This is a genomic window from Rhodohalobacter sp., assembly GCF_034521535.1.
Lineage (GTDB): Bacteria > Bacteroidota > Rhodothermia > Balneolales > Balneolaceae > Rhodohalobacter.
Map to the genome: position 1 here is coordinate 390,024 of NZ_JAXHMF010000006.1, position 14,155 is coordinate 404,178.

Here is a 14,155-nt window from a genome sequence, read left to right on the forward strand (position 1 = left end):
AGATGAGCGATAACGAGCACAACATCGATATGGACAGGTATTTTGACGACCCCGAGTATCGAAAAAGTGTAATGGGTAAGAACAAAGAGAAGGATCCCCAAAAAAATAACAATTCGAATGACAGACCACTGAAGAAAAAAATTCTTCTCTATGGTGGGCTATCGCTCCTGCTTCTCTTTCTTCTTGGTGCAGGGTATTTTGTTTATTTATTACAGGCACTCCCATCAATTCAGGAACTGGAAAATCCACAAACAGCCGTAGCTACTGAAGTTCGCAGCCGGGACGGAGCTGTACTCGATCGGTACTATGTGGAAAACAGAACTTCTGTAACTATTGAAGAGATCTCACCAAATATCATAAATGCTTTAATAGCTACAGAGGATCATCGTTTCTTTAACCACTGGGGAATAGATCTTCGCAGGATTGCAGGCCTTCCATACTACTGGATTCAGGGTAGAATTCAGGGTGGGTCTACGATTACCCAGCAGTTAGCCCGTAATCTTTACAGAGATATCGGGTTCGAAGTTTCCGTAACCAGAAAGCTTCGGGAGATGATTACGGCCATTGAGATCGAAAATAACTATACAAAGCGCGAAATCATTGAAATGTATCTGAATACCGTAGAATTCAGTAATAGTGCATTTGGTATAGAACAAGCCGCCCGAACTCACTATGGGAAACCCTCAAGAGATATTACAGTAAGTGAAGCTGCTACACTCATCGGGCAGTTAAAAGCAGTTTATGCATATAATCCAAGACAATTTCCGGAGCGTGCAAAATCCCGGCGAAATATTGTACTGCTTCAGATGTTTAACAGGGGATTTATAAGCAATGAAATTTTTCAAAACCTTCGCCAGGAAGATATTCAGTTAAACTATCAGCCTCCTTCAAGGTCAGGTAGAGAGAGCCGTTATTTTGGTGAATATGTACGTCTGCGAATTCAGGATTGGGCTGCCGAAAACGGGTACGATCTATTTACAGATGGGTTGGTTATCTACACTACTATAGATTCAAGACTGCAGCAACATGCCGAGCGCTCTGTTCAGGAAAAACTTGAGGAATTTCAGCCCAAATTTGTTGAGGAGTGGACTTCCCCCGGTGGAGACTATATGGATGAGTATTGGGAAAAATATCCACAGTTCCTAAGAGAGTACATGCGGGAGACAGATCGCTACAAAAATGCATTTCAAAAATACAATACTGATCAGGAATCTGTTGTTTTTGCAGAATTGATGGCCGATTCAGCCTATGTTGATTCTGTTAAACGAGTTAAAACAAAACTACAGGCAAGCTTTACAGCTGTTGATCCTAATAATGGAAATGTCTTGGCCTGGGTTGGAGGTGCCGATTTTGGGTCGCAGCAATATGATCATGTCCATCAATCGAGAAGGCAAGCGGGATCTACTTTTAAGCCTTTCGTTTATGCTGTGGCAATTGACAACGGTTATATGCCTTATCATAAATTCTCAAAATTTCCCACCAGTTTTATCGAATCCAGCGGAAGACTCTGGAGTCCAAAAGACCCCTCTGTTCCTGCCGGTCCTGAAATGGTGGCACTAAGGGAGGCTTTAGCTCGTAGTTTAAATAATATTACGGTACGTTTACTTCCTGAAATTGCCGGAGCTCCCGGAACAAACAAGGCTAATGACCTTATGCCTGCAGCCAGGAAAATTGCGGAAATGGCTTCTAACCTGGGTATTGATATGTCAGACTCTCAAGTCTACCCTTCTATTGCTTTGGGAACCACAGAAGTATCCTTGCTGGAGCTGGTGAGTGCTTACACTACATTTGTAAATCAAGGAGTTCATATTGAACCTGTAGCTATCACCCGGATAGAAGATCGTGAAGGTAATGTACTGGAGGAGTTCAACCCTGAATATAGTCAAGAAGTTATCAGCCCGGAAACGGCATATATGATGATTGATATGATGCGTGGCGTAATTCGCGGTGGTGACGGGTATCACGGCACAGGAGTTCGCCTGCGAAATACGTACGGAGTACAGCAAGACGTAGCCGGCAAAACCGGAACTACTCAAAACAGTGCAGATAACTGGTTTGTTGCCATGATGCCACACATTGTAATGGGGTCCTGGGTTGGAGGTGAAGATCGAAGAATACGCTTTCCAACAGATGATCCAAACAGTATTGGTCAGGGTGCCCGCACGGCCCTCCCTATTGTCGGACAATTCATCAACTACGTAACATCAGACCCTGATGCTCCCTGGAGCTATGACGCCTTTGAGCAGCCACCGGGATTCGTTATGCCGGAAGATCCTGCCGATAGCGAGCGTGATGACCGGAGGGGAAGAATTGGTTGGTAATGTTAATCGTCGAACCACCGGACACGCACTCTTTCTGTTTTTATTTCTATGTATGAGTCCGTTTACCGGCTGTAATCAATCAGATGATGAGATTAAACCTGAATCAGATAGCAGTGAAAAGGCACTCGTTGTTGCTGATGTTTACGAAAAGTGCGGCGATATTCTCTTTGCTGCCTTATATCATCTGCCCAGCGCAGAACAATTTTTTGAGGATCGTGAAGATTTGATGGGTCAGCCGGCATACTTTTTCTCTGATTTACTCACTCAAGAGACTAAAGAGAACATCCTCATTCAGCTTACCCAACTTTACAAGCAGGCTGATGGGAGTGATGAATTGGTAACGTTGAACAGATCACTGAATCAGTGGTGCGAAGCTTATCAAACGACTCAGAGCCTTCAAAATCAACACAGTTATGAAGAGTTTTTAGCAGGATTATTGAGAAGTGAGCGATTTGAGTATCTGTTTTCTGATCATTCCAACTCCCCCATGTTTCAAGGCGATGAATTCTCAGCTTTCGAAAAAGTTTCCTCACTCAGTTCAGCCCAGGGACAACACATTATTTCAACTTTAATTACTGATCTCTCATTGCAGCCGGCTCACCGTTTCGAAGTTGATATTAAAGCCATCAAAGCTCTTTACTAAATCTTATTCTTTACTTTGTAGAAAAAGAGTACCGGAACATTAATCATTGGAAATTCACCAAAAATCCTTTTGTGTTCTTCTCGGTAATTTTTTTAAAAAAGAGTTCAAAGTTGGGTCGAAAACCTGCTATATTCCACACGTAATTTCGTTGACTTTCCGTCGATGTGGCGGTAATTTAAGGCAAAATTAATTCTAACTGTTTTTCATGCTTGAACAATATTATCCCATTCTGGTACTGATAGGAGTAGCCTTTGTCCTGGCACTTGTATTGATGTCGCTCTCAAGGATTTTAGGGCCATATCGTCCGAACACAAATAAATTAAGTCCCTACGAAAGTGGTATGGACCCCGTTGGTGAGGCTAAAGAGCGCTATTCCATTGCATTTTATCTGGTTGCCATGGAGTTTATCGTCTTTGATCTTGAGGTTGTTTTTATCTATCCCTGGGCCGTTCGATTTATGGAGCTCGGTACCGGAACGTTTATTGCCATGACTATCTTTATTGTAGTACTGTTCATTGGTCTGTTCTACACCTTGAAGAAAGGTACCTTGGACTGGGACGTTAAGAATGTTAAATATGAAGCATTATCCAAATAAGCGAAAATTATGGGTTTAGAAAGTTCTTTAAGTGAAGGTTATTTAACCACTAAAGTAGATTCATTGGTCAACTGGGCCAGATCAAACGCCGCATGGCCTATGCCGATGGGATTGGCTTGTTGCGCTATCGAAATGATGGCTTTTGCGGGTCCGCGTTACGATGCTGCAAGGTTTGGATCTGAGGTGATGCGTTTTTCACCCAGACAGAGCGATGTTATGATCGTTGCCGGCTGGTGTACCTATAAAATGTCTCACGCTATTCGCCGAATCTGGGATCAGATGCCTGACCCAAAATGGTGCATTGCAATGGGAGCTTGTGCCTCAACCGGAGGAATGCACAGATGCTATGGCGTTGTTCAAGGTGTTGATAATTTCATTCCGGTTGATGCTTACATATCCGGTTGCCCTCCCCGACCTGACGCTGTACTGCACGCTTTAATGAAGATTCAAGATAAAATTAAAACTGAGCACTCAGTCGCGCTCGACAGCTAAATTTTATGAGTTTAGAATTATCAGAACCACTCCAAAAAGCAATTGACGGGCTCTCCGAGTCATTCGATGACAAAATTTTAAATGTATATCAATCTACCGGCTCTACGTTTGTTTTAGTAGAACGAGAATCAATTGTTGAAATCTCGGAATACTTAAAAAATGAACATCACTACACCTACTTGGCAGATGTATTCGGAATTGATCGATACACGTCAGAAGAGCGATTCGAGGTTGTTTACAACATAATTTCATTACGCGACGGTGTTCGTCTTTTCTTAAAAGTTCGCTGTGAAGAAGAACAACCGGAAGTTGAATCTGTAACCGGTGTTTGGGGCTCAGCAAACTGGGCTGAAAGAGAAGTTTATGATATGTTTGGCATACGATTCAGCAATCATCCCGATCTCAGAAGAATATTGATGCCTGAAGACTTTGATTATTTCCCGCTTCGAAAAGAGTTTCCATTGCTGGGAATTCCGGGATCCATCGAGCTGCCTAATTCTACACCCGATACTGAATAGTAAGATTTTATGAAACTAACGGACATTCAATCAAAAGTTCATTCCACGTTTTTTAAGGAGCATCAGAAAAAGCTCTATCAAAGCCTGGAGGATAAGCACACCACGATCGAAGAATATGACGACGGTGATCCGCTTACTTCAAAGATGATCCTGAACATGGGGCCACAGCACCCTGCAACTCACGGTGTATTGAGACTGGTGCTTCAGCTTAATGGTGAATCTATTGAAAAAGCAAAACTCGATATCGGTTATCTGCATCGCGGAGTTGAAAAAATTGCTGAGAATAAGACGTATCAGGAATTTATGCCATACACAGATCGTATGGACTACCTGTCTCCTTACAGCAATAATGTGGCACTCTGCCAGGCAGTAGAAAAACTGGCAAATGTAGAAGTTCCTGAACGAGCTCACTACATCCGCATGATTGGCTGTGAGTTAGCGAGGATTTCTTCTCACCTTCTGTGGCTTGGAACTATGGTTATGGATGCCGGTGCTGTCTCTTTCTTTATCTGGACGTTTAAAGAGAGAGAGAAAATTTACGACATCATGGACCGTCTGACCGGTCACCGTTTTACGGTTTCTCATGCTAGAATTGGCGGTGTTGCAAATGACATCACGGATGAAGCCATGGGAGCCATCAAAGAGTTTGCTGCAACTTTTCCTCAGGAGCTCAGAGACTACCACAAATTACTTGACAGAAATAGAATCTTCATTGACAGAAATGAAGCCGTTGGAGTTCTGAAAACTGAAGATGCTTTACGCTTCGGCGCTACAGGACCGGTTTTGAGAGCCTCCGGATTTGGACTAGACACCAGAAAGTTTGCTCCATATGCCAGATACGATGAAGTAGAATTTAAAATTCCTACACGGATGGAAGGTGATAATTTAGCCAGATATTTTGTCCGTATGGAAGAGATGAGCGAAAGTATTCGCATCATCAATCAGTGCATTGAAAAGTTACCTAAAGGGCCTGTACGGACTGACAATGCTAAACAGGCTTATCCTTCCAAAGATGAAGTATACTACTCCATGGAAGGTATGATTCACGACTTTATGATGACCGATACGGGCATTTGTCCGCCCGAAGGTGCTGAAACCTACTGTGCCGTAGAAGCTCCGAAAGGAGAACTCGGATACTATATTCAAAGTGACGGTACCGGACATCCATGGAGATTAAAAGTTAGAGCCCCATCATTTGTAAACCTTCAGGTTCTTGAAAATATCATTGACGGTGAAATGGTGGCAGATACTGTAGTTATAATTGGAGGTATGGATCCTGTAATGGGTGAAGCTGATAAATAATCATTATGAAATACGAATTCACACAAGACGATCTTAACGAAATTGAAAACATCAAAGCGAAGTACCCGGATGTGAAAGCAGCTACGCTGCCTGCCTTATGGGTTGCTCAGAATCGCTTTGGCCATGTAGACGGAGATGTTCAAAAGCTTGTAGCTTCTACTCTGGATTTACCTGAAGCTCATGTTCACGGTGTTGCAAACTTCTACACACAGTATTACAAAGAAGAAAAAGGTAAGTTTGTTTTAGATGTTTGTACCTGTCTTAGTTGTCAACTGTGCGGCGGGTATGAAATCCTCGAACACGCAGAGAAAAAATTGGGTATTAAAAAGGGTGAAACTACCGATGACGGTATGTTTACCCTGAATGAAGTTGAATGTCTGGGAGCATGTGGGTACGCTCCAATGCTTCAGGTTACCAACGATAAATACGTGAATAACCTGACTCCCGAAAAAGTTGACAAACTTATTGATGATCTGAAATCAGGGAAAACACCCGACTACGAACAAATTGAAATGCCACTCAGAAAAGTTAAATAGAGACTATGAGTACAGTTGATTGGAAAAATTATGAGCCGGTATTGATTCCCAACATCAAAGATCTTCATAAGATTGATGTTTATCGAAAAAATGGTGGCTACGAAGGATGGAAAGCTGTTTTAACGGATAACGAAAAATGGGCCGATCCTAAGAAAGTTGTTAATGAAGTAAAAGATGCCAACATCAGAGGCCGTGGCGGTGCAGGTTTTAACGCCGGCCTAAAATGGTCATTCATGCCCCCTACCGATGGTGGCCCCCGTTACCTGGCCTGTAACGGTGACGAATCTGAACCCGGTACATTTAAGGATCGAAAGATTTTTGAGTACAACCCTCATATTTTTATTGAAGGCGCACTTATTGCAGCTTACGCGATGGAAGTGACGGCTATTTACGTCTACATCAGAGGTGAGTACAAAGCCTACATCGATATGGTGGAGAAAGCGATCCAGGACGCCTACGATGCCGGCATGATTGGAAAGAACATATTCGGAACCGACTACAGCGTTGAGTTTTATGTTCACTCCGGAGCAGGTGCTTACATCTGCGGAGAAGAAACATCCATGCTCGAGTCTCTGGAAGGAAAACGAGGCTATCCAAGAGTTAAGCCTCCATTTCCGGCTCAAAAAGGGCTTTGGGGAAGACCTACTACCATCAATAATGTAGAAACTCTTGCCCACGTACCGAATGTAATTAACAAAGGCGCGGATTGGTTTAAAAATGTAGGTGCAGAAAATCACCCCGGACCTCTCCTCTACGGAATCTCCGGACATGTCAATCGTCCCGGTGTTTATGAGTTACCGTCCGGTATGCCCATCCTTGAATTGATCAATGATGTTGCCCAGGGAATGAAAAACGGAAAGAAATTGAAAGCCGTGATTCCAGGCGGCTCATCCACTCCCATACTGAGAGCAGATCAACTGGATGGTATTACGATGGACAGTGACTCTCTTCGCGAAGTGGGTACAATGCTTGGAACTGCCGGCATGGTGGTTATGGACGAAGACACCGATATGGTAGATATGCTATGGAGAATTACTCATTTCTATCATCATGAGTCTTGCGGACAATGTACACCGTGCCGTGAAGGAACCGGCTGGCTTGAAAAAGTGATGCTCAGAATCAAAAACGGTGAAGGAGAAATTAAAGACCTGGATCTTCTTTTGGATATCACCACACAGATGGAAGGCAGAACAATTTGTGCATTGGCTGATGCTGCTGCATGGCCGGTCAGACATACAATTACACGTTTCAGGGATGAATTTGAAGCAAGATGCAAAAAATCTGTACACGCTGTAGCTTAAAGGATATTTGCATTAATTTTTTTAATGAAATTAGATGAACGGTTTATCTGAAAATATTTAGATAAATTCTCTCAAAATTAAGACTAAGATATAATGCCTGAAGTATTTATAGATGGGAAACGATTCGAATATGAAGGAGATCAAAGGCTTCTTCAATTCATCCAAGATCAAGGTATGGAAGTACCTTTTTTCTGTTATCACCCTTCAATGTCAGCACCTGCAAATTGCCGGCAATGTCTGGTTAAGGTAGGGGCACCTGTAAAAGACAGAGAAACTGGCGAATTCGAGCTTGATGATGACGGAGAACGTGTAATACGTTGGTTCCCAAAACTTCAAACATCTTGCAATACGATGATTTCCGACGGTATGGTAGTTCATACCCAGGAAACAGATGATCTTGTTAAAAGAGCACAAAAAGATAATTTAGAGTTTATTCTGATTAATCACCCACTCGACTGCCCTATTTGTGATCAGGCCGGTGAGTGTCCGCTTCAAATTCAGACCTATAAATATGGGCCTGAAGGAAGCCGGTTTGAAGTAAAAAAAGTTCATAAGCCAAAGAGAGTTCAGTTAGGCCCACGTGTTATTCTTGATGCAGAACGATGCATTAACTGTACGAGATGTGTCAGATTTACGGATGAAATCAGTGAAACACATCAGCTTACAATTACATCGCGGGGAGATAAAAATTATCCTACTACGGCCCCTGGAATGGAATTTGATGATGCTTATTCGTTAAACACTGTCGACATCTGTCCGGTTGGAGCTTTAACCTCAGCCGATTTCAGATTTAAAGCTCGCGTTTGGGAAATGAACCAAACACCAAGCATTGACATCACCAATGCCAAGGGAACAAATGTTGATCTGTGGACCCGCGACAATTTAGTGCTTCGTATCACACCTCGGTATAATGAAGCCGTGAACGATCACTGGATGGCGGATGATGGACGTGAAGCTTATCGCCTGTTCAATGAAAACAGAATATCCAAGCCGCTGCAAAAGCTGGATGAAGGACAAACTAAATCATCCTGGAATAACGCATTTGCCACGGTTGCTGAGCAGCTGGAAAGCGTTTCGAAAGATGACGTGCTGCTGATTGGCAGTTCTCATGCCTCGGTTGAAGAGAATTATATGCTCTCCAAGTTTGCCTCAATATTAGGCTATAATGCTCCTGTTTTCAGCTCGCATGTAGAAGAAGGGAAAGGCGACGGATTCCTGTTAACAGATGATGTTGCTCCGAATGCCAATGGATGTCGACTTCTCGGGTTCAAAGAAGTATCCGCGGATGAACTTTCAAAAGCTGCATCAAGTGCTAAGGTAATTTTACTTTTAAATGATAATGTTGTTGATCGCGGTGTGATTAAAAAAGATCACTTGAGTAATTCATTTGTTATCAATTTTGCAACAAACCATACAGAAACTACCAAGGTTGCCGATTTGGTAATTCCAATTACATGCATTGCTGAACATGCAGCAAGCTATGTGAATATTGACGGACGTGTACAACGAACACATCCGGCCAAGGAAACCAAGTACACCAATCGCCGGCTCGATTTTGAAATGAATGAGGGTCGTTTGGATCGCTATGGTACAAACTTTGACAACTGGGTCACTGAAGAAAATAAAGTTGATTGCCTCCCCTTCTGGATTGTAATCAATAAGATATCTGAAGAGATGGGTTTGGATGATTTTACTTTCCTGTCCGGCAGAGAAATCATGGATGAAATTTCATCCAGCGTTTCACCTTTCGAAGGTGTTAGCTATGCCAAAATGGATGAGGAATCAGGTATCGTCATTCAAAAAGAAAAACAAACCGTTTAATTTAAATAACAAATACAATTGGGGATGGCTGAAGTCACATTGACATCTTACATCGTTTTGGGAGTTGGTCTATTTATGCTCCTTAATTCTGCAGCGATAAGTGTATACGCTGAGCGACGCGTTGCGGCATTCATGCAGAACAGGGTTGGACCAAACCGGGTTGGTCCTTTGGGACTCCTACAGCCCATAGCCGATGTATTAAAACTCATTTTAAAAGAGGACGTAACTCCTGATAAAGGAAATAAAGTTCTGCACACTATTGCACCTATGATTCCGGTAATTACGGCTCTGCTTACCGTTGCTGTAATACCGTTCGGTGAAGGACTTTATGCAACAGATATCAACGCAGGTGTTTTATATCTACTTGCTGTTGCCTCATTGGGTGTATATGGTGTAACGCTTGCCGGCTGGGCATCAAATAGTAAATATTCTCTCTTAGGGGGCTTGAGAGCAGCCGCACAGATGATTAGTTACGAACTGCCATTGGGTATGGCGGTTGCATCCGTAATTCTGTTTGTCGGCTCATTGAGTGTTGTGGATATTGCTGCCGCTCAGGAAAACTGGTGGTTCGTATTCTTAAATCCGCTGGGGGCAATCATTTTCATCATTGCGGCATTTGCAGAAAGTAACCGTACTCCTTTCGATTTGGTTGAAGCTGAACAGGAACTTGTCGGTGGATTCCACACTGAATATAGTTCAATGAAATTCGGGATGTTTTTCCTGGCAGAGTACATGCACGTTGTGATTAACTCCATGTTGATGACAACTTTCTTCTTTGGCAGTTATCATCTCCCCTTCTCCGGTTACTGGTTGCCTGAATTATCGCCTTTGCTAAAAGGAATCCTTGATGTTTCAGTCTTTACTGCCAAAACTGCTTTCTTTGTATTTGTCTTCATCTGGGTAAGATGGACAATACCAAGATTTAAATATAACCAGGTGATGAAACTAGGTTGGTCCAGATTGCTTCCATTAAGCATCCTAAACTTTTTCGTGATTGCAGCAATTTTGTTTTTTATCGTTGGATAAAACCTGGAATTAAGTGATTTATTTCAAGCCGAAAGGGTTCGCTCTTTCGGCTTTTTTTATGCACATAATTCTAACTATCTGCTTATGTTTTTAAAGAGATGAGGAAAAGTGTCCAAAGGATTATCTATCATTTTTGTTGACCCTTCCCCTTTTTATTTTACTACCGTTTGTTCACAAATTTATCTAAAAAGTACTACCCAAGTAAGTAATTAATGTTTTTTTTGGAGATTCCTCCACTGCAACCCCGACAAAAAAAGCAGTCGGAGCTTTCGGTCGGAATACCAAACTACAAATAGGAACCGGCAGCGGGCATTACACAACCTTTTCCCAAATTCAGCCTATCATGCCAGCCTGTGCCAAGATTATGTTAGGTTATGATAGACAAGCCCGCTGCTTTCTCACCTCAGCCTTGTCATTCCGACTAAGAGAGCCTACCTGCCGAAGCTTTAGCACATAGGCAGGTGAAGCGAACGCATGGAGGGATCTAATTGATAAAAACTTTAATGCCTGCTTTAATTTTGATACCTCCTTGAATATTTTTTAGAAGTATTCACACATTAGCTTTATATAGAGGAGTTTTAAACTCATTATTTTATTTTGATCTCCGCCAAATCATCAACTTCTATTTTTTTTAAATTATTTCTGTAAGGATTTCCGAAATTCCGTTCCATACACTAGTAAAGCCTAGGCATTAAATTAATCTCATTTGCAGAAAGCCATAATAGATTGCAGTTTCTAAAACCACTTAGGCTTATTAATTATCAACTTTGGGTGTAAACTAAAACAGGCATTTCATGTCAGATTGGTCGATTATTGAAAAAATTGTAGATCAAGCTCTGGAACTTCCACTTGAAAAAAGGGAACAATTTATCCGGGAGAAGTGCGGTAATGATTCCCATCTGCACCAAAGAGTCTTGAATTATTTAAATTCCATCCAACAGTCCACCTCCTTTTTCTCGAAAGCAGATAAAGCTTTAGCATCAGTCATAAACAAGTCAGAGTCCAATAAAAATGGTTTCACTTCAAAACTTATCGGATCTGTAATTGATAAATATGAGATTGTAGATCTGATTTGCCACGGAGGAATGGGGACCGTTTTTCTCGCACGGCGAATGGATGGAGTTTATGAACAGACCGTTGCGTTAAAAATTGTTCGCCACGGCATGGAAACACCTGAAAATATTTGCCGATTCGAAAAAGAGAGAGATATTCTTGCAGGTCTAAATCATCCAAACATTGCCAAATTAATTGACGGTGGAGTTACCGACTTTGGACTGCCCTATCTTGTCATGGAATATGTGGATGGTATTCCCATTGATGAATATTGCGATAACAACAAGCTTACAATATCTCAACGTATAAATCTTGTGATATCCTTATGTAACGCTGTACAGTTTGCGCACAACAACCTGGTTATTCACCGCGACTTAAAACCGGCCAATATTTTAATTGATAAAAACGGTCACGTTAAAATATTGGACTTTGGAATAGCCAAGCTGGTGGAGGATAGAATAGACTATGAAGGGAATAGTGAAGTTACATCAACTCAGGCAGTTACTCCCGCCTATGCAGCTCCTGAACAAATAACCGGAAACAGTGTAACCACGTCTACCGACACTTACTCAATGGGTGTTTTACTCTATAAGTTGTTAGCAGGCGTTACTCCATTCAACCTGAATGATATTAGTCCTTACAGTGGCAGAGAAAAGATCATTAATCAAGAGCCCCTGAAACCTTCTCTTAAATTCAATCAACTAACGATTGACCAACAAAGTGAAATTTCTGAATTAAGATTAGTATCTACTTCAAAACTCTTCAGGATTTTAAAAGAAGATCTTGATGCTATTTTAATCAAATCCCTACGGAAAGAGGCGTGTGAGCGGTATCAAACCATCGACAATCTTGTAGAAGATTTAAAAAGATATCTCAGCAATAAACCGGTTTTGGCGCATCAAGGAAGTTACGCATACCGGTCTAAGAAGTTATTCCGAAGAAATTATAAGCAGATTTTTGTGGCAGCGGCCATCATTCTGCTATCTGTAACGTTTTCAATATTCCATTCAAATAGAATTACAGAAGAAAAGAATATTGCCCAGTACGAGGCTATGAAAACGGCAGAAGTATCCTCCCTTCTTTTCGATCTTTTTGAAGCAAACGCACCGGATCAATCACTGGGTGAAACAATGACCGCCCAGGAATTATTGGAGCGAGGGTTAAACAGAGCGGAAAAACTGGTGAATCAACCCGAACTTCAGGCTCAAATGTTCAGCGTAATCGGTAAGGTTTATCTTAAAATTGGCAATGTGTCCAAATCTAAGAGCTTAATCGACAGAAGCGTCGACATATATACTCGGTTGCACGGCAAAGATCATCCTGAAACTGCATTGGCTATAGCCTCTCAAGCCTCAGTTCAAAGTTCAATGGGAAATTATAGTGATGCCGAAATACTCTACGACTATGCATTGGGAATTTTGGAAAATCACTCGGGAACTTACTTAAATAAATATACTGATTCGATTAATGAACAGGGGTATGTATTAAGAAGACAAGGGAAGTATGAAGAAGCTGAGGAGGTATTTAGAAAAAATTACAACCTGCTTAGAGATCAGCACGGTGAATTAAACCCTAAAGTGGTAGCTGCCTTAAATGGGGTGGGAGTTACTCAATTTAACATGGGATATTATGAAAAAGCTGAAAATATTTTCAGAGAAGTATTAAATAAACGAATTCAGATTTATGGTGAGACTCACCCTGACATTGCAGAAAGCAAGAACAGTTTAGGTGCTCTTTTAATGAACCTGGGCCAATTCAAAGAAGCGGAAAAACTTTTTGAAGACGCATTTTATTTGAGAAACAGGATATTAGGTGAGAATCATCCCAAAACTCTGTTAACCCTGAATAATCTGGCCATCTTGCAGCGTGATCGCGGTAAGTTTGATCTATCGGCTACGTCTTTTGAAAAAGTGATCGCTAAAAAAGAGCAGCGTTTTGGAAATAACACGGTAGCATCTGCCATCAGTTATTTTTCATACGGAGAGCTTCTGCTGATGATGGAACGCTTTGAAGAAGCAAACACACAATTCCAAAAATCATTACAGATTTTTGCAGACTACTTAGGAGAAGATCACTCTTTTACCGCCAGGTCGAAGATGAATCTTGGGATTGGATACCTTCACACAAACAAAGTAAATGAAGCGGAAAGCTTAATTAACGATGGATATAACAAAGTTGTTGAAATACATTCAGAAAATACTCTGGAGAGAGCCATAGCAGATCACCAATACGGGATTCTGAATATCAAGAAGGGAAACTATCAGCTAGCAGGACTTCACCTCGAAAAATCATTGAATGCCTACAATACGCTTGAAAGAGATGAATCTGCCCGCAGCAAAATCGTCTTAAAAGACATCCAAATGTTAAAACAAATTGCATTATCTGAGTGAACCTAACTGCGTAATGTTCTTCACTCTACAATTATCCACCGCCTTCCCCCTCTACAGCATTGGTTGCATCACCATTAATTTATATTTTCTGTCTGGGAATTTTTTTTGAACCTTCTCTTTTAACAGATAATAAAATTACAGCAGCTAAATAGTGATG

General features: G+C 41.6%; 11 protein-coding genes. All 11 read left to right on the top strand.

Features of this window, described 5'->3' with window-relative positions; all coding sequences use genetic code 11:
* Positions 1-2: 2 nt before the first annotated feature.
* Entirely contained in the window at positions 3-2,321 is a 2,319-nt protein-coding gene (locus tag U5K35_RS14135; protein WP_322572141.1) for a penicillin-binding protein 1A, read from the top strand.
* Positions 2,293-2,964 (top strand): hypothetical protein, encoded by a 672-nt coding sequence (locus tag U5K35_RS14140; RefSeq protein ID WP_322572142.1) that lies wholly within the window; start codon positions 2,293-2,295, stop codon positions 2,962-2,964. Before U5K35_RS14135 ends, U5K35_RS14140 begins: the two co-directional genes overlap by 29 nt.
* A 205-nt stretch (positions 2,965-3,169) precedes the next feature.
* Positions 3,170-3,559, top strand: a complete 390-nt coding sequence (locus U5K35_RS14145; protein ID WP_322572143.1) for an NADH-quinone oxidoreductase subunit A — start codon at positions 3,170-3,172, stop codon at positions 3,557-3,559.
* Between the two features lie 9 nt (positions 3,560-3,568).
* On the top strand, positions 3,569-4,051 hold the full coding sequence (locus U5K35_RS14150) for an NADH-quinone oxidoreductase subunit NuoB (protein ID WP_322572144.1): 483 nt from the start codon (positions 3,569-3,571) through the stop codon (positions 4,049-4,051).
* 5 nt (positions 4,052-4,056) lie between these two features.
* Entirely contained in the window at positions 4,057-4,569 is a 513-nt protein-coding gene (locus U5K35_RS14155; protein WP_322572145.1) for an NADH-quinone oxidoreductase subunit C, read from the top strand.
* Between the two features lie 9 nt (positions 4,570-4,578).
* On the top strand, positions 4,579-5,871 hold the full coding sequence (gene nuoD / locus U5K35_RS14160) for an NADH dehydrogenase (quinone) subunit D (RefSeq protein ID WP_322572146.1): 1,293 nt from the start codon (positions 4,579-4,581) through the stop codon (positions 5,869-5,871).
* A gap of 5 nt (positions 5,872-5,876) precedes the next feature.
* On the top strand, positions 5,877-6,407 hold the full coding sequence (locus U5K35_RS14165; RefSeq protein WP_322572147.1) for an NAD(P)H-dependent oxidoreductase subunit E: 531 nt from the start codon (positions 5,877-5,879) through the stop codon (positions 6,405-6,407).
* 5 nt (positions 6,408-6,412) lie between these two features.
* Positions 6,413-7,708 (top strand): NADH-quinone oxidoreductase subunit NuoF, encoded by a 1,296-nt coding sequence (gene nuoF / locus U5K35_RS14170; RefSeq protein WP_322572148.1) that lies wholly within the window; start codon positions 6,413-6,415, stop codon positions 7,706-7,708.
* A gap of 93 nt (positions 7,709-7,801) precedes the next feature.
* The gene (locus tag U5K35_RS14175; RefSeq protein ID WP_322572149.1) at positions 7,802-9,529 is read left to right on the top strand and encodes a molybdopterin-dependent oxidoreductase; all 1,728 of its coding nucleotides are present in this window, start codon (positions 7,802-7,804) and stop codon (positions 9,527-9,529) included.
* Between the two features lie 24 nt (positions 9,530-9,553).
* Positions 9,554-10,555, top strand: coding sequence for an NADH-quinone oxidoreductase subunit NuoH (gene nuoH / locus U5K35_RS14180; protein ID WP_322572150.1), 1,002 nt, complete (start codon positions 9,554-9,556; stop codon positions 10,553-10,555).
* Between the two features lie 794 nt (positions 10,556-11,349).
* On the top strand, positions 11,350-13,998 hold the full coding sequence (locus U5K35_RS14185; RefSeq protein ID WP_322572151.1) for a serine/threonine-protein kinase: 2,649 nt from the start codon (positions 11,350-11,352) through the stop codon (positions 13,996-13,998).
* The last annotated feature ends 157 nt before the right edge of the window (positions 13,999-14,155 follow it).